The organism is Paucibacter aquatile, assembly GCF_002885975.1.
GTDB classification, from domain to species: domain Bacteria; phylum Pseudomonadota; class Gammaproteobacteria; order Burkholderiales; family Burkholderiaceae_C; genus Paucibacter_A; species Paucibacter_A aquatilis.
Genome location: NZ_POSP01000003.1, coordinates 1,355,833 through 1,372,693, shown reverse-complemented (window position 1 = coordinate 1,372,693; position 16,861 = coordinate 1,355,833). Strand labels below are relative to the sequence as shown.

Below are 16,861 nucleotides of genomic sequence, written 5' to 3'. Positions count from 1 at the left end.
TGGGCGGAGGTCATTGGGCTTCGGCGGCAGCAGCGTTGTTGCCGGTCAGGGTGCGCACGGCATTGGCGGGGGCCTTGAAGGGCTCCAGGCCGATGCGGCGCACGGTGTCGATGAAGCGCTCGCTGGCGTTGGCGCGCTCGCGGCGGTAGGTCTGGACGATGGACTCGATCACATCTGGCACCTCGTCGGCCGCGAAGGAGGGGCCGATCACCTTGCCCGGCACCGAGGCACCCGAGAGGGTGGAGCCGTCCGAGCCGCCCAGCGAGACCTGGTACCACTCCTTGCCGTCCTTGTCGACGCCGAGGATGCCGATGTGGCCGCTGTGGTGGTGGCCGCAGCTGTTGATGCAGCCGCTGATGTGCAGGTCGATGTCGCCGATGTCGTAGAGCTCGTCCAGGTCATCGAAGCGCTCGGTGATGGCCGCGGCCACTGGGATGGAGCGGGCATTGGCCAGGGCGCAGAAGTCGCCACCGGGGCAGGCGATCATGTCGGTCAGCAGGCCGATGTTCGGGGTGGCGAAGCCCAGCGCGCGGCTGGCTTCAAACAGGGCCGGCAGCTCGCTCTCGCGCACCCAGGTCAGCACCAGGTTCTGGTCATGGCTGACGCGCAGCTCGCCCAGGCCGAAGCGGTCCGCCAGATCGGCCGCGCCGTCCATCTGGGCATCGGTGGCGTCGCCCGGGGCCAGGCCGGCGCGCTTGAGCGAGAGGGTGACGGCGCGGTAGCCCGGCACGCGGTGGCCGTGAACGTTGCGCTCCAGCCAGCGCTTGTAGGCGCCGTCCGCCACGCCGGCGAAGATGTCGCTGCCCTCGCCCGGCTGCACGCCGGCCGGCGTGACGAAGCTTGCGGCCACACGGTCCAGCTCGGCTTGCGGGATCAGGTGCTCGCGGCCGCCTTCGTCCAGCTCCAGGATCTGCTTGAACTCGGCGTTCACATCGTCGAAGAAGGCCTGGCCTTCGGCCTTGACCAGGATCTTGATCCGGGCCTTGTACATATTGTCGCGGCGGCCATAGCGGTTGTAGACCCGCACGATGGCCTCCAGATAGACCAGGATCTGCTGCCAGGGCAGGAACTCGTTGATCACTTGGCCGATGATGGGCGTGCGGCCCATGCCGCCGCCGACCAGCACTTGGAAGCCGACCTCGCCGGCCTCGTTCTTCTTCAGCTGCAGGCCGATGTCATGCCAGGCGATGGCGGCGCGGTCTTCGGCCGCGCCCGAGATGGCGATCTTGAACTTGCGCGGCAGGAAGGCGAACTCGGGGTGCAGGGTGCTCCACTGGCGCAGCACTTCGGCGTAGGGGCGCGGGTCGACGATCTCGTCGGGCGCGATGCCGGCGAAGCAGTCGCTGGTGATGTTGCGGATGCAGTTGCCGCTGGTCTGGATGCCGTGCATGTCGACATCGGCCAGGCGGTCCATCACATCGGCGGCTTGGGGCAGGGGGATCCAGTTGTACTGCAGGTTCTGGCGCGTGGTGAAGTGGCCATAGCCGCGATCGAAATCACGGGCGATGCCGGCCAGGGCGCGCAGCTGCGCGCTGGACAGCACGCCGTAAGGCACGGCCACGCGCAGCATGGGCGCATGGCGCTGCACATACCAGCCGTTCTGCAGGCGCAGGGGGCGGAATTCGTCGTCGCTCAACGTGCCGGCCAGATTGCGCTCCAGCTGGTCGCGGAACTGCGCAGCGCGGGCGCGGACGAACTGGCGGTCGAAGTCGGTGTACTGGTACATGGCGGGCTTGTCGGAAGAGTTCGGTGGATCTGAGGATCTGAGAAGGGGTTTCGGCCGGACGGGGCTTTAGTGAATGACTTTCCAGCCGGCCAGCAGCAGGGAGCCGCACAACAGGCCGCGCACCACACCATCGGGCAGGCGTCGGGTCAGTTGGGCACCCAACCAGATGCCAGGCATGGAGCCGATCAGCAAGGGCAGCAGCAAGGTCCAGTTGACATGGCCCAGCGTGGCATGGCCAATGCCGGCGACCAGGGTCAGGGGCACGGCGTGGGCGATGTCGCTGCCGACGATGTAGCGCGCCTCCAGGCGCGGGTAGAGCAGCAGGATCAGGGTGGCGCCGATCGCGCCCGCACCGATCGAGGACAGCGAGACCAGCACGCCCAGCAGCACGCCGGCCGCGACCGTCAGCGCCGGCTTGCGCGACTCGGGGATGTGGCGTTCCAGGCGCAGGCCCACGGCTTGCCAGGATTTCTTGAAGGCCACCACCAGGGCGGTCAGGAAGAGGGCAATGCCCAGGGAAAAAGTCAGTGTGCTGGCCCAGCCCTTGGTGATGTCGGTGGCGTGCATCAGGGCCACGGTGGCGATGGAGGCCGGGATGCTGCCAGCCAGCAACAGGGCGGTCAGGCCCCATTTCACATGACCGTGGCGGGCGTGGGCGACCGAACCGGACATCTTGGTCAGTGCGGCGAACCACAGATCGGTGCCGATGGCCACGGCCGGGCTGAGCTGGAACACCGACAGCAGCAGCGGCGTCATCAGCGAACCGCCGCCCACGCCGGTCACCCCGACGATGGCGCCGACGCCAAATCCACTTGCAATTGCCATCCAGTCCACATCTGCTCCCAGTTGCTGAGGCGCAGGTCTGCGTCTCAGGGGGCGGACTTTATGTAGCCTTTATATATACGCAAACCATTTATTTGTAGATTGCTTATCCGAATTTGCATATATGAAGTTTGAGATGCTGCCCCATCCGGTCATTCGGTGCGGCGCCAGCGGCTTTCACACGGGGCTGACAGAATGCGCGGCGCCGGGCCGCGAACCTGTGGCTCCCATGTTTTCCCCAACCGCCTTTTTAGAAAGTGCCGCCATGACCGCATCCACCCCCGTCCTGCACCAAGCCAGCGTGCCCGTCTTCAAGCAAATGCTGGGTGGCCTAGCCGATGTCCTGAGCAAGGCCGAGGCCCATGCCACGGCGCGCAATATCGACCCGCAAGTGTTCCTGCAGGCGCGCCTGTTCCCGGACATGTTCGCGCTGCTGCGCCAGGTGCAGATCGCCTGCGATTTCGCCAAGGGCGTGAGCGCCCGCCTGGCCGGCGCCGAGGTGCCCAGCGTGGCGGACGAGGAAAAGAGTTTTGCCGAGCTGCAGGCGCGCATCCAAGCCACTCTGGCCTTCATCGATGGCCTGCCGACCGAGGCCTTTGCCGAGGCCGCCAGCCGCGAGGTGGTGCTGCGCCCGGGCACGCCGAAAGAGCGCCGCTTCGCCGGCCAGGCCTATCTGCTGAGCTATGGTCTGCCGCAGTTCTTCTTCCACGTGACCACGGCCTACGCCATCCTGCGTCACAACGGCGTGGAGCTGGGCAAGAAGGACTATATGGGCGCCTTCTGAGGCAGCGTCTGAGGCGTTTTGAGGCGCAGCTGGCTGCGCTGACCCCGGGCCTGAGCCTGCTTCATGTCACACTGCGGCACGGTTTTTCGAGTTCGCTGGAAACACCCCATCGTCCATCTGTGCCGCAGGCACGCCAACTGAGGAGCGACTCATGGCCAAAGGTCAGCAAAAGAGCAACAAGGAAGCGAAGAAGCCGAAGAAGGACAGCGCACCGCCCAAGCCGATTTCATCCGGCGCGGTGATGCCCACGGTCACCACCGTGGTGCCCGATCGCAGCAAGAAGGCCAAGTAAGAAGGACAGGCAGGCCCCAAGCCTGGCGAAACATTCGTCGCTTCGGGCCTCACACACCGCAAGACCCAGCCACGTGTGCTCCATGCCCACGTGGTTTTTTTTTCATGCCGGAGCAGCAGCCTCGCGCGCATCTCGCCAGGCCAGGAAGGACTCGAAGTCCATCGGCCGGCCCAGCAGGAAGCCTTGCACCTGGTCACAACCGACGCGGCGCACCGCATCCAGCTCGCCCTCGCGCTCGATGCCTTCGGCCGTCACCGTCAGGCTCAGGCTGTGGCCCAGGCGGGCGATGGTTTCCAGCAGCTCGTAGCGCCGCGGTGAGAGGTCCACCTCGCGCACAAAGGATCGATCGATCTTGAGCTCATCCACCGGCAGGTGCTGCAGATAGGCCAGCGAAGAGTGGCCGGTGCCGAAGTCGTCGATCGACAGGCGCACGCCCAGGGTGCGCAGGCCATGCAGCAGGGCCACCGGGTCGTCGCTGCTGTCCATCAGGCCGGTTTCGGTCAGCTCCAGGGTCAGGTGTTGCGGGTCGACGTCGTGCTCTTGCAGGCGCTCGCGCAGAAAGTCCAGCAGCTCGCCGTTCTGCAGATCCTGGGTGGAGATGTTGACGGCGATGTGCAGGCCGGCCATGCGTGGCTCAGCCAGCAAGCGCAAGGCCTCGCCCAGCATCCAACGCGTCAGCTGGCTGACCCGGCCGGTGCGCTCGGCAAAGGGGATGAACTCGCCCGGCGGCACCCAGCCGCGGGTCGGGTGCTTCCAGCGCACCAGGGCTTCGGCGCCTTCCAGCTCGCCGCTGCCCAGGCGCAGCTTGGGCTGCAGATAGGCATGCAGCTGCTCGCCCTGCAGGGCCGCTTGCAGGTCCGACGCCAGGGTCAGGTCTTGCTGGCGAGCTTGCTCGGTGCCGCTGCTGTAGAAACGCAGCGCCGCCTTGGAACGCTTGGATTCGAACAAGGCCTGCTCGGCCTGGCGCAGCAGCGACTCGGCCTCATGACCATGCTCGGGGCAGAGCGCGGCGCCGCAGGAGATGGACAGGTCCAGGCGCTGGCCTTGCCAGTCCAGCGGCTGCTCGATGGCGCGGCGCAGGCTCTCGGCCTGCAGCTGGGCGTCGGCGGCGTCGCGCACCTGCAGCAGGGCGGCGAAGGTGCCGCCGGCCAGGCGGGCCAGCGGGGCTTGCGCACCCAGGGCTTCGGCAAGATGGCTGCTGGCGCGGCGGATCACGGCATCACCGGCATCGAAGCCGAGCAGGGCGTTGATGGTCTTGAGCCGGTCCAGGTCCAGGCAGAGCAGGCAGGAGGCCAGGCCGCCCTGGTTGCGCCGCTGTTGCAGCTGCTCATTGGCCTCGACCAGAAAGCGCGCGCGCTGGGCCAGGCCGGTCATGGCATCGGTGTTGGCCAGGCGGCGCAGGCGCAGCTCGCGCTCGCCCACGGCGGCCGCCAGGGTGTTCAGGGCCTGGCCGACGCGGGTCACCTCGTCCTGGCCCTGCAGCTCGGCGCGCGCGCTGTAGTCACCGGCGGCCAGGCGCTGGGCCGCCTGTTCGGCGTGACCCAGGGGCACGGTGATGGAGCGGCGCACCACGCCGTCCAGCGCACCGCTGAAGGCGACCACCAGCACGCCCAGGATCAGCATCCACTGGCGGTCCTTACGGATCTCGTCCTGCAGCTCGTGGGCATGGTCGGCCGTATCTTTCTGCTGGAGTTCGAGCAGTCGGTCGGCAGCGCGAGCCAGCTGGTCCAGGGCCTGCTCGGTCTCACGCGCCATCATCGTGCGTGCGGCGTTCAGGTCCTCGGCCTCGATCAGGTCGATGTTGCGGCCATAGGCCGCACGGTACTGATCGAGGGCCTGGCTCAGTTCTGCAAAAGCCCGACGGCTGGCCGCACCGCGCAATTGCTGACCAAGGCGACTGAGATCCTGGTCGATCTGCCGGTTGGCCGCGTCGGCCTCGCGGTAGGCCGCAATGCGCTGTTCGCGCGGCGCGCTGATCAGCACCAGCAGCTTGCGCGAGGTTTTGTGCGCCTGCGCGCTGATGTCCTCTGACAAATGCAGCAGGGTCAGGCGCTGGCTGGCCAGCTCGTTCAGGGCCACCGAGAGCTGGTTCATGCGTTCCAGCTGGCTCAGCCCAGCCAGGGTCAGCAGCAAGAGCACCAGCACGGAACGCAGGGCCAGGCGGGTACCGATGCGCAGGCGCGCCAGGGCTTGCAGGGGCGAAAGAAACATGGATGCAGGAAATCGAAGGGCTGGGGAATGGGACATCAAAGCCTGGCGCGCGGCAGCGCCGGGGAACAGCTCCCGGCGCCGCGTTTGTGCTGCGCCGCCTCAACACTTCATGGCTTCAAGCTCTATCGGTTGCCCGCTGCAGAACTTTCGCTTTTCTTTCATTCCCGAGGCTGCCATTCGCACAGCCCTGAGGTCCGCCGCCAACCGGGCTCGGCACAAGCCCTGACATGGTTGTTATCAATTTGGTTCTAGACTGGTCTTAAATTGGGTGTCGTTTGGTATTTTGCGACTCGGGGAGGAGGGCAAGATGGATCGACGGCGTTTTCTCGCCCGCGGGGCGGCTTGGCCTGCGGTAACGGTGCTGGGTGGTGGGCTGGCCGGCTGTGGCGGCGGAGGTGGCGGCCGAAGTGGAGGCCTGGTGGAGCCTGCGCCGGCGCCGCCGCCCGCACCGGGGCCCAGCCCGGATGCCGATTGGGATGCTCTGGCCGCCCAGGTGCAAGCCCAAGGTGCAGGGCAAGTCTTGCGCCCCGGCGACAGCGGCTACGACACCCGGCGCCTGGTCGCCAACGCCCGCTATGACGCTCTGCGTCCGCTGGGTCTGCTGCGCTGCGCCAGTGCGGCCGATGTGGCGGCCGGTTTGGCCTTCGCACGCCGCAAGGCCATGCCTCTGGCCCTGCGTGGCGGTGGCCACAGCTATCTGGGCGCCTCGACCGGGCCGGGCCTGGTGCTCGATGTCGGGCCGATGAACGGGGTCAGGCTGGAGGGCGAGGTGGCCGTGGTCGGCGCCGGTGCCACCCTGGCCGATGTCTACGAGGGCTTGATCAGCCAGGGCCGCTGCATCCCCTCGGGCAGCTGCCTGAGCGTGGGCATTGCCGGCATCACCCTCGGCGGTGGCTTTGGGGTGCTGGACCGGGCCTACGGCCTCAGCTGCGACGCTTTGATTGGCGCCACCGTGGTCAATGCCGAGGGTCAGGCATTGGTCTGCGATGCCGGCCGCAACAGCGATCTGTTCTGGGCCTTGCGCGGCGGCGGCGGCGGGCGCTTCGGTGTGCTGACCGAGCTGCGTTTTCAAACCCATGCGGTGGGGCCATTGCTGCAGTTCAGCGCGAGCTTCGGCCTGGACGATCTGGGGGCGGTGCTGGCCGCCTGGCAGCGCTGGCCGGAGCAAGGTTTGCCCGGCTCGGCCTGGTCGCAGCTGGCGGTGTCGCCCCAGGGTGGGCGCCTCTGGGGATTGGCATTGGGCGCACACAGCGACGTGGCGCAGTTTTCTCCGATCTGGCAGGCGCTGCTGGCGCGCATCAACCGGCCCGGCCTGGTGCCGGGCGCTCTGCAGGCGCGCAGCTACCGGGATGTCTTGCTCGGCGATTGCGCCGGCCTGAGCCTGGCGCAATGCCATCTGCCAGCGCAGAACCCGGAGGGGCGCCTCGGTCGCGTGACCATGGCGGCCAGCTCGGACTTTTACGACCAAGCCCTAGCGCCCGAGGGCCAGCGGGCCTTGGCGGACGCCTTGCGTGCGCGGCGCGGCCAGGGTTCGGGCGGTGTGATCCTGAATCTGATGGGTGGGGCCATCGCCCAGCTTTCACATCAGGCCACGGCATTTCCGCACCGTGCGGCCTTGTTCAGCGCCCAGTACGGGGTGGAGCTGCCGCCTTTCGCCACCGCCTCGGCGGTGGAGGAGGGGGCCCGTTGGACCCACGGCCTGCGCGAGCAGATGCGGCCCTGGAGCAGCGGCCGCGCCTATCTCAATTACCCGGATGCCAGCATTGCCGACCCGCTGCCGGCCTACCATGGCAGCCATCTGGCCCGGCTTCAGCAGATCAAGCAGGCGCAGGACCCCAGCGGCCTGTTCAAGACCGTGCAAGGGCTGTGATATCCGGGCTGCCGGCAGGGCGTGCGCCGGCAAGGGTGGGGCAAAGTTACACTGGGCGCCCTTTGTGGCGGCCCGGCTCGGGCTGTGATGCGCCGCTGGTTTCCATCTTGTCTGCGCTTCCTTCCCGAGTCTCTCGGGCCGCCTGCATGCCTCTGCTTTGAATTGCATCCTCTGCAAACCTGACCATGGCCGGCCTCAGCCCCAAGACCCCCAGCCCCACCGAGATCACCGTGCACCAGCAGTCCCGCGTGCTGGAGGTGGCGTTTTCGGACGGCGCGCGCTTTCGCATCCCGTTCGAGCTGATGCGGGTCTACAGCCCCTCGGCCGAGGTGCAAGGCCATGGCCCCGGCCAGGAGGTGCTGCAGACCGGCAAGCGCGAGGTGCAGATCACCGGCCTGGAGCCGATCGGCCACTACGCCGTGCGGCCGCAGTTTTCCGATGGCCATGACAGCGGCCTGTTCACCTGGGACTATCTGTACCAGCTCGGCGAGCAGCAAACCCAGCTTTGGGCCGATTACGAAGCCCGCCTGGCCGCGGCCGGTCTGAGCCGCGATGCCGACATGGCCGCTCCGGCGCCGGCCGGCGGCCATGGCTGCGCCAGCCACGGCCATCACTGAAAACTGAAGCCTCGCCCACACCGGCCCACAAAGCTTCAGCCCACTCATTTCCCGCGAGACCCATTCATCATGAGCAGCACCCATTTCGGCTACCAGACCGTTGACGAGCGCGAGAAGGCCAGCCATGTGCGCGGCGTGTTCGACTCGGTGGCGTCCAAGTACGACGTCATGAACGACCTGATGTCCATGGGCATGCACCGCGCCTGGAAGGCCTACACCGTGGCCGTGGCCAACCTCAAGGCCGGCGATCGGGTGCTGGACATTGCCGGCGGCACGGGCGATCTGTCGCGGGCCTTTGCCAAGAAGGTGGGCGAAACCGGCATGGTGGTGCACACCGACATCAACGAGGCCATGCTGCGCCAGGGCCGCAACCGCCTGCTCGACGAAGGCCTGATCCTGCCGACCAATCTGTGTGACGCGGAGAAGCTGCCCTACAAGGCTGGCAGTTTCGATCTGGTCAGTGTGGCGTTCGGCCTGCGCAATATGACTCACAAGGACGTGGCCCTGGCCGAGATGTGCCGGGTGCTGCGCCCGGGTGGCAGGCTGCTGGTGCTGGAGTTCTCCAAGGTGGCCGCGCCGCTGCAGAAGCCCTACGACTGGTACTCCTTCAAGGTCTTGCCCAAGCTGGGCCAGATGATTGCCGGCGACGCCGAGAGCTACCGCTACCTGGCCGAGTCCATCCGCATGCACCCGGGTCAGCAGGAGCTCAAGGCCATGATGAAGACGGCCGGCTTCGGCCATGTCGATGTGCACAACCTGAGCGCCGGGGTGGTGGCTCTGCATGTCGGCATCAAGTGCTGATGTGATGGTGGGGGCTTAAGTATTTGTGCGCAAGGCGCCCCAGTCCTTGATTTGTCATAAACCGAAATGAAACAGTGCCTGCCGCCGAATTCCGGTGGCGCGAGGGTATTCCCTGGGCTGTCGATTCATTCTTGGGCACGCCCGTGAAATACCGCGGGTATTCCGTGAGGGGCGCCCCCCTGATTGCCGGTTTCCCGGGGGGCGAATTGTCATTTTCCAAAGTTACACTCGCTCGTCCCAGCGTGGGCGAGGTAGCTTGCTGCGCTGCAGCATCAGTTTTGGGGCCCCGGCTCGGGGCACCGCGCTAGAAGAGAGAAAGACAAGCCATGTACCTGACGAATCAAGAGAACGCTTCCGCTTTCAAGGGCCTGCGCGTGGCCGCGGTGGCCGCCGCCGTGGTGGCCGTGATGCTGAGTGGTTGCGGTGACGACAAGAAGTCGGACAAGGCCTCGCAAACGGCTGCCAAGGTGAACAAGGAAGAGATCACCGTTCACCAGATCAACTTCGTGCTGCAGCGCCAACAAGGCCTCAAGCCCGAACAAGCCGAAGCGGCCAGCCGCCAGGTGCTGGAGCGTCTGATCGAGCAGGAACTGGCCGTGCAAAAGGCCCAGGAGCTGAAACTGGACCGCGACCCGCGTGTCGTGCAGCAAATCGAAGCCGCCAAGCGCGAAATCATCGCCCGCTCCTACGTCGAGCGCATCGGTGAATCGGTGGCCAAGCCGAGCAGCGAAGAAGTCAGCAAGTATTACAACGAGAAACCCGCGCTGTTCAAAGACCGCCGTATTTACAGCCTGCAGGAATTGGCGATTGAAGCCAAACCCGAGCAATTTGGTCAGCTGCGTCAGAAACTCGAAAGCGCCAAGAATATTGGCGAGTTTGCCGAGTATCTGAAATCCAATGATTTCCGGTTCACCGCCAACCAGGCAGTGCGCGCCGCCGAGCAATTGCCGCTCAACGGCCTGGAGTCGATCGCCCGCATGAAGGACGGCGACTCGGCGGTCACCCAGACCGCCAATGGCATCACCGTGCTGTTCCTGGTCGGCTCGCGCAGCCAGCCGGTCGACGAGGCCCGGGCTCGCCCGGCCATCGAGGCCTTCCTGGTCAATCAGCGCAAGGCTGAGCTGGTGCAAAAGGACCTGAAGGGCCTGCGCGAAGCCGCCAAGATCGACTACATCGGCAAGTTCGCCGAGGGCGCGCCGGGTGCCAAGGGCGCCGCAGCCTCCGCCCCGGCCGCAGCCGCCACGCCGGCTCCGACGGCGGCGCCCGTGGCTGCCGATCCGGTTGCTCCGGCCGCCAGCGGTCTGAATGCCGCTGACATCTCCAAGGGCATGGGTCTCAAGTGAGTTTCAACATGACGTCGTCTTTCCTGACCTTCGCTCCTTCGCGCCCGGCCCGGGTGGCTGCGGCGGCCTTGGCATTGCTGGGTTCCCTGTCGATGGCTGCCTCAGCGCAGGTGCAAGCCGCGGCTGCGGCCATGCCCGGCGCCAGCGCTCCGGCTGAATATCGCCTGGGTTCGGGCGATGTGCTGCGCATCACCGTGTACCAGAATCAAGACCTGACCCTGGAAACCCGGGTGTCGGAGAGCGGCGTCATTTCCTTTCCCTTGCTGGGCAGTATCCGCATCGGTGGTCTCAGTGCCACTCAGGCCGAGAAACTGATCGCCGACGGTTTGCGCGACGGCAATTTCGTCAAGAACCCGCAAGTCACCGTGGTGGTGTTGCAGGTCAAGGGCAACCAGGCCAGCGTGCTGGGCCAGGTCAATCGCCCGGGCCGCTACCCAATCGAAACCGCCGACATGCGCCTGACCGATCTGCTGGCCAATGCCGGTGGCATCGCCGTCACTGGCGCCGAAGTGCTGGTGCTCAGCGGTACCCGCAACGGCCAACCCTACCGCCTGGAAATCGACCTGCCGCGCATCTTCGCTGCGGGCGGCCGTGAGCAGGATGTGCTGATCCAGAACGGCGACGTCATCTGGGTCGAGCGCGCCCCCATGGTCTATATCTACGGTGAAGTGCAACGCCCCGGCCCCATGCGCCTGGAACGCGGCATGACCCTGATGCAATCGCTCGCCACCGGCGGCGGCATCACCCAACGCGGCACCGAAAAAGGCATCCGCGTCCACCGCAAAGGCCCCGACGGCAAGGTCGAAGTTCTCCAGCTCCCGATGGATGAGGGTTTGAAGGATGGGGATGTTGTGTACGTTAAAGAGAGCTTGTTTTAAGGGCACGGTATGACATTCGGACAATTTATCGCCATTCTGCAAGCCCGTTGGAAACTCGCGATGGCGGTGTTGATCGCAACCCTGCTTGTGGTCATGGGCATCACCCTCGTTATGCCAAAGCAATACACCGCGACTGCGAGCTTTGTGGTTGACGCAAAGCCTGATCCGTATTCCGCCATGAGCTACGGCACGATGGTGAATCCGTCTTTCATGACGACGCAGGTCGACATTATTCAAAGTGATCGAGTGGCTCAACGCGTGGTCCGATCTCTGAAGCTCAACGAGAACCCGCAGGTTCGTGAGCAATGGAGGGAGGCTACGGGCGGCCAAGGCAGCGTCGAGTCCTGGTTGGGTGAGACGTTCCAGAAGAGCCTGGACGTGCGGCCTTCGCGCGAGTCCAACGTGGTCAGTGTGTCCTACAAAGCCGTTGACCCGAAATTTGCTGCCGGGCTGGCAAATGCATTCGTACAGGCGTATTTGGACACTGTCCTGGAGTTGAAGGTCGATCCGGCCAAGCAGTACAGCAGCTTTTTCGATTCGCGCGCCAAAGACGCACGCAACACACTGGAAGCGGCGCAGATCAAGCTCAGTGCTTTTCAGCGTGAGAAGGGCATCATCAATGCTGACGAGCGCCTGGACATCGAGAATGCGCGCTTGAGCGAGCTTTCTTCGCAGCTGGTTGCTTTGCAGGCCATTGCGTCGGAGTCCAGCAGCCGTAATGCTCAAGCTACCGGTGCGTCAGGCGACCGCATGCAGGAGGTGTTGAATAACCCCATCGTGGGCAGTCTGAAGGCCGACCTGTCGCGCGCCGAAGTGCGTCTGCAGGAAGTCAACGCTCGCCTTGGTGAGAGCCATCCGCAAGTGATGGAATTGAAGGCCAACATCGCTGAACTGCGAATCAAGATTGCTGAAGAAACGCGTCGTATCACGGGTGGCGTGGGAGTCACCAATGCCATCAATCGGCAGCGAGAGTCGCAGTTGCGAGCGGAACTTGAAGCTCAGCGCGCCAAAGTATTGCAAATGAAGCAGGTGCGTGACGAAGGCATCGTGCTGGCACGTGACGTCGAGAATGCTCAGCGCGCGTACGACTCAGTCCAAGCCCGCTTGACCCAGTCCAGCCTGGACAGTCAGTCGACGCAGAGCAATGTCAGCGCCTTGACGGTGGCATCGCCGCCGCTGGAACCGTCCAGCCCGCGTACTTTCTTGAACGCTCTGATCGCGGTGTTTGGCGGCACCTTGCTTGGCGTGCTAGCAGCCTTCATTCGGGAGGTTTCAGACCGCCGCATTCGTACCGTGGAAGACATTTCCGCCAGCCTCGGTATCGCCGTGATTGGTGTCATGCCCAAACCCGGCTCGGCCAAGTCGGGTCAGTTGGCTACAGCCGCAGCACAACGTCGTGTGATCGGTCATAGCGCCTGAGCCTTAGCGCTTCCAGAGAACAGTAGAGGATTGAGAACATGAGCGAAGCGAGTTTGGGACAGAGCGCAGCCGATGCAGGCAAGGAACTGAAGGATCGTTCGATTGGGGCGATCATTGCCGAGACCCGCGATCTCTCTGCCGACCAAGTAGCGCGTGTGCTGAGCTACCAGCGAGAGAAGAACGTTCGCTTTGGCGAGGCTGCCATCGCTCTGGGGTTTGCCAATGCTGATGATGTGCTGTTCGCTTTGGCGCAGCAGTTTCACTACCCCTATGCGCCGGAAGTCAGCCGCAACCAGAACGCAGAGTTGATCACCCTGAATCAGCCTTTCTCAGCGCAAGCTGAGTTTTTCCGGGCCGTGCGCAGCCAGTTGATGATGCGGGTGTTCAGTGAGCAGCAATCGCCTCGCCGAGCCTTGGCCGTGGTCAGCGCCAATCAGGGCGATGGCAAGAGTTTTTTTGCTGCGAATTTGGCTGTCACTTTGGCTCAGCTGGGCGGCCGCACCTTGCTCGTTGACGCTGATCTGCGTGGGCCGCGTCAGCATGAGGTGTTCGGTGTGCAGAGCCCATCAGGCCTGTCCGGCATTCTCGCGGGTCGTACCGAGGGACAGGCCATCCAGCCGATCAAGGGCGTACCTGGTTTGTTCTTGCTACCCGTGGGCATCACGCCGCCCAATCCGCTGGAATTGCTAGAGCGTCCGGCATTCGGGTTGCTGCTGCGTGAGCTGGTGTCCAAGTTCGACTATGTGATCGTTGACACGCCTGCCGCTGAGCTGGGTGCGGACGCTGTGGTGATCGCTTCGCGCTGTGGTGCGGCCATGCCGCTCGCGCGCAAAAGCGAATCCAAGCTGGCGCCTTTCCAAGAGTTGGTGGCCGGGCTGGCTGACGCGTCCACCCTCGTCACCGGCGCGGTGTTGAACGAGTACTGATCATGGTGCAGTCCCCAGGTTCGGCGTCAGACAACGCCGTTGCAGCGGCCGTGCCTGCGGTTCGCTTGAGCAGCCCTGACATTGGTGTGCTGGTGCTGGTGCTGCTTGGTTTCGCGGCCATGTTTGTGCCCACATATTGGGACTTGTCCAGCACAGTCTGGGCCAGTGACGAGCAAGGTCACGGTCCCATCATTCTTGCTGTTAGCTTGTGGCTGCTGTATCAGCAGCGCCAGACCCTTTTGCAAGTTCAGCCCAAGCCAGCCTACATCACGGGCGGATTGTTTCTGATGTTGGGCTTGGCGCTTTATGCCTTTGGCCGCTCGCAGTCCATCTTGCTGTTCGAAGTGTCGGCGCAGATCTTTGTGCTGATCGCCATCGCGTTGATCTTGATCGGTGGTGCTGGGTTAAAGCTGATCTGGTTTCCGCTGTTTTTCCTGCTCTTCATGGTTCCCCTGCCCGAGGTGCTCGTCACTGCCTTGACCACACCCTTGAAATCGGCGGTGTCTGCGGTTGCTTCCTCTTTGCTCTACAACGCTGGCTATCCAGTGGGGCGCGCTGGAGTCATCTTGACTATTGGCCCTTATCAACTGTTGGTCGCAGACGCTTGCGCGGGCCTGAACTCCATGTTCACGCTGGAGGCCTTGGGCCTGCTGTACATGAAGTTGATGAACTACACCTCAGCCGGTCGCAACGTGACCTTGGCATTGTTGCTGGTGCCTATTTCCTTTGTGGCCAACATCGTGCGGGTGATGATTCTGGTGCTGGTCACCTACTACTTTGGTGATGCAGCCGGGCAAGGATTCATCCACGGATTTGCCGGCATGGTTCTGTTCATGGTGGCGCTGGCCATCATGTTGGTGGTCGACAAGATCTTGAATTTCTTCTGGGTGACCGACAGGCGCAAGTGACCATGCATTTCAATCGCACTGCAGCCATTGTGATGACGGTGTTGATGCTCGCTTCGGCGGGTGCAGCACACCGCATGACGCCTCGTGTTCACTTGACCGATCAAATCGGCAAGCCGGATCTCGAGACTTTGTTTCCCAAGAGTTTCGGGGCCTGGCGCCTTGATACCAGCATGCCGGTCATTCTTCCGGCCCCCGATGTTCAGGCTCGGCTCGACCAGATCTACAACCAGGTCCTCAGCCGTTCGTACATCAATGGCCAGGGCCAGCGCATCATGCTGTCCGTAGCCTATGGTGGCGATCAGTCCGACGGCACGCGGGTGCATCGCCCCGAGGTGTGCTACCCGGCGCAGGGCTTCCAGATCCTCAGCAACCGCGCGGCCGAGTTGCCTGTGGCCGGCAAGGACCTGCATGTGCGTCAGCTGACCTCCAAACTCTCGCAGCGCATGGAGCCCATCACCTACTGGGTGGTGGTCGGAGACCAAGCAGTGCGCTCCGCGACCGAGCAAAAGGTCGCACAGTTGGCATACGGTGTGCGCGGCATCATTCCCGATGGCTTGCTCGTCCGTGTGTCTTCGATCGACGCGAATTCCGAAGCCGCATTCGCGGTTCAGCATCAGTATCTGACTGACCTGGCCGGCGCTTTGCAGCCGGCAGCACGCGTACGCGTTTTCGGCCGTTGAGGCTGGGTTCGTGGGCCTGTTGACCATGTCCCTTTTGCTGGGCCGGCTTGACTTGGGTCCGCGATGAGCGACATCGCCAAGCAGTCGGTCGCCGCGGCCAAATGGGGGGCGCTCGCGGCGGCGTCCAAGTTCTTGATGCAACTGGCCGTCAACATCATCGTGGCGCGCCTCTTGGGGCCGGACAGCTACGGCTTGTTTGCCCTGGCCACCTTGGCTTTGCTGCTGGCCACGTTCTTCTCCGAGTTCGGCTTGGGCTGGAGCTTGATGCAACGTGCTGACATCGATGACCTGGCGGTGCGCTTTGTTTTTACATGGCAATGCATCAGCGGCCTACTTGGCACACTGATCTTGCTTGTGGGCGCGCCTTTGATGGCCACATTTCTGCGTGACCCCCGCCTAGTTGACGTGATCCGTTGCCTGTCTTTGGTGTGCGTCCTCAATGCCATGGCGTCCACTGCCAACAACCTGTTGCGCCGCGAGTTGCGTTTCAAGGACATTGCTGCCCAACAGATTCAAAGCTACGCCATGGCTTACCTCTTGGTGGGCATACCTCTGGCTGCGCTGGGCCATGGCGCTTGGAGCTTGGTGGCGGCCTGGCTCACGCAGGCGCTGCTTGGTGTGGTGCTGGCCATGCGCAGTCGGCCGCATGCCATGCGGCCACTGTTCCGTGTGGCCGCGCCGCGAGAGTACGTCAACATTGGCGCCGTCGTGTTTGTCACCAACATCTGCAACTGGTTGGTCAGCAATGTCGATCGGTTGCTGATTGGCCGCCTTCTCGGCACCCAACCGGCAGGTCTCTATGCGGTGGGCTACAACCTCGCCACCGTGCCCAACGGCCTGATGATCTCAGCCTTGCAACCGGCCTTTCTGGCGTCCGGTGCCAGGCTGCAGGAGCAGCTGCCGACGCTGCGCAAGGCTTACATCGAAGTGCAGTCCTTCATTTGGTTGTTCATCGCCCCAGTCTTTGTCGCTGGCGCCCTGTCCAGCCAGGAGCTGATACGCCTGCTTTACGGGCCTAACTGGGGCGACAGCGGCCTGGTACTGGGCCTCTTGTTTCTGGCCATGCCAGCATATCTGGCGTGGGCGCTGAGCACCCCGATTTTGTGGAACACCGGGCGGCGGCACCTGGAATCTCTGCTGCAATTGCCGCTGCTTGGCCTTGCAGTGCTGTCCTTTGTACTGGCTTCCAGCCACGGCTTGGTGGCCATGGCTGGGGTCGCGGCGGCCGTGTTCTTGCTGCGCTTTCTGGTGATTGCCGGGCCGGCCTGTGTGGCTTTGGCTGTGCCGGGCGTCGAGCTGCGAAGGCTGCTCTGGCGTGTGCTGCTGCTCAATGGCGCCGTCATGGCGGCAGGCTACGCTGCGGGCCTGGCCTTGAGTCACTGGACCACGGCGCCGCTGGCCTTGCTGCTGGCGCGCAGCGGCGTAGCGGCTTCTGTGGCTCTGCTGCTGTGGCTGTCGGTGCCCAATTTGGTCGGTGCACCGGTCTTGGGATTGCTTGGGCGCTTCATCCCGAGACAATCACGTCTTGCCCGGCACTTTGCTGCGCAAGTGGAACGAATGAACAAGAAAGAAGCGGGCTGACCC

Annotated in this window: 15 protein-coding genes; 12 read left to right on the top strand and 3 right to left on the bottom strand. The window is 64.2% G+C overall.

Features of this window, described 5'->3' with window-relative positions; all coding sequences use genetic code 11:
• Window positions 1-10: 10 nt before the first annotated feature.
• Together C1O66_RS09130 and C1O66_RS09125 are read right to left on the bottom strand one after the other, a co-directional pair.
• Window positions 11-1,726, bottom strand: coding sequence for a nitrite/sulfite reductase (locus tag C1O66_RS09130; RefSeq protein ID WP_102767588.1), 1,716 nt, complete (start codon window positions 1,724-1,726; stop codon window positions 11-13).
• A gap of 66 nt (window positions 1,727-1,792) precedes the next feature.
• Window positions 1,793-2,551 (bottom strand): sulfite exporter TauE/SafE family protein, encoded by a 759-nt coding sequence (locus C1O66_RS09125; protein WP_207795926.1) that lies wholly within the window; start codon window positions 2,549-2,551, stop codon window positions 1,793-1,795.
• Window positions 2,552-2,813: 262 nt separating this feature from the next.
• Here C1O66_RS09125 and C1O66_RS09120 point away from each other — a divergent pair, with 262 nt between their 5' ends.
• Window positions 2,814-3,332, top strand: a complete 519-nt coding sequence (locus tag C1O66_RS09120) for a DUF1993 domain-containing protein (RefSeq protein WP_102767586.1) — start codon at window positions 2,814-2,816, stop codon at window positions 3,330-3,332.
• A gap of 151 nt (window positions 3,333-3,483) precedes the next feature.
• Window positions 3,484-3,624: a hypothetical protein gene (locus tag C1O66_RS23880; protein WP_165794543.1), complete on the top strand. Its 141-nt coding sequence runs from the start codon at window positions 3,484-3,486 to the stop codon at window positions 3,622-3,624.
• A 102-nt stretch (window positions 3,625-3,726) separates the two neighbouring features.
• Here the strand turns inward: C1O66_RS23880 and C1O66_RS09115 are convergent, their stop codons facing one another.
• A complete protein-coding gene (locus C1O66_RS09115; protein WP_165794542.1) occupies window positions 3,727-5,835 on the bottom strand; it encodes a putative bifunctional diguanylate cyclase/phosphodiesterase in 2,109 nt (702 codons plus the stop codon).
• Between the two features lie 307 nt (window positions 5,836-6,142).
• Here C1O66_RS09115 and C1O66_RS09110 point away from each other — a divergent pair, with 307 nt between their 5' ends.
• The 10 genes from C1O66_RS09110 to C1O66_RS09065 all read left to right on the top strand — a co-directional run bounded on the left by C1O66_RS09110 (window position 6,143) and on the right by C1O66_RS09065 (window position 16,858).
• Window positions 6,143-7,705 (top strand): FAD-binding oxidoreductase, encoded by a 1,563-nt coding sequence (locus tag C1O66_RS09110; RefSeq protein WP_133155144.1) that lies wholly within the window; start codon window positions 6,143-6,145, stop codon window positions 7,703-7,705.
• Between the two features lie 185 nt (window positions 7,706-7,890).
• Complete coding sequence (locus tag C1O66_RS09105; protein WP_102767583.1) at window positions 7,891-8,322, top strand: gamma-butyrobetaine hydroxylase family protein; 432 nt, start codon at window positions 7,891-7,893, stop codon at window positions 8,320-8,322.
• A gap of 69 nt (window positions 8,323-8,391) precedes the next feature.
• Window positions 8,392-9,123, top strand: coding sequence for a bifunctional demethylmenaquinone methyltransferase/2-methoxy-6-polyprenyl-1,4-benzoquinol methylase UbiE (gene ubiE / locus C1O66_RS09100; protein ID WP_102767582.1), 732 nt, complete (start codon window positions 8,392-8,394; stop codon window positions 9,121-9,123).
• 326 nt (window positions 9,124-9,449) lie between these two features.
• Window positions 9,450-10,466: an EpsD family peptidyl-prolyl cis-trans isomerase gene (locus C1O66_RS09095; RefSeq protein WP_102767581.1), complete on the top strand. Its 1,017-nt coding sequence runs from the start codon at window positions 9,450-9,452 to the stop codon at window positions 10,464-10,466.
• An 8-nt stretch (window positions 10,467-10,474) separates the two neighbouring features.
• On the top strand, window positions 10,475-11,344 hold the full coding sequence (gene epsE / locus C1O66_RS09090; protein WP_243392754.1) for a polysaccharide export protein EpsE: 870 nt from the start codon (window positions 10,475-10,477) through the stop codon (window positions 11,342-11,344).
• 9 nt (window positions 11,345-11,353) lie between these two features.
• The gene (gene epsF, locus C1O66_RS09085) at window positions 11,354-12,763 is read left to right on the top strand and encodes a chain length determinant protein EpsF (RefSeq protein WP_102767580.1); all 1,410 of its coding nucleotides are present in this window, start codon (window positions 11,354-11,356) and stop codon (window positions 12,761-12,763) included.
• A gap of 38 nt (window positions 12,764-12,801) precedes the next feature.
• On the top strand, window positions 12,802-13,689 hold the full coding sequence (locus C1O66_RS09080) for a polysaccharide biosynthesis tyrosine autokinase (protein WP_102767579.1): 888 nt from the start codon (window positions 12,802-12,804) through the stop codon (window positions 13,687-13,689).
• A gap of 2 nt (window positions 13,690-13,691) precedes the next feature.
• On the top strand, window positions 13,692-14,597 hold the full coding sequence (gene xrtB, locus C1O66_RS09075) for an exosortase B (protein ID WP_102767578.1): 906 nt from the start codon (window positions 13,692-13,694) through the stop codon (window positions 14,595-14,597).
• A 2-nt stretch (window positions 14,598-14,599) separates the two neighbouring features.
• Window positions 14,600-15,277, top strand: coding sequence for an exosortase-associated protein EpsI, B-type (gene epsI, locus C1O66_RS09070; RefSeq protein WP_102767577.1), 678 nt, complete (start codon window positions 14,600-14,602; stop codon window positions 15,275-15,277).
• Between the two features lie 63 nt (window positions 15,278-15,340).
• A complete protein-coding gene (locus C1O66_RS09065; RefSeq protein ID WP_102767576.1) occupies window positions 15,341-16,858 on the top strand; it encodes an oligosaccharide flippase family protein in 1,518 nt (505 codons plus the stop codon).
• The last annotated feature ends 3 nt before the right edge of the window (window positions 16,859-16,861 follow it).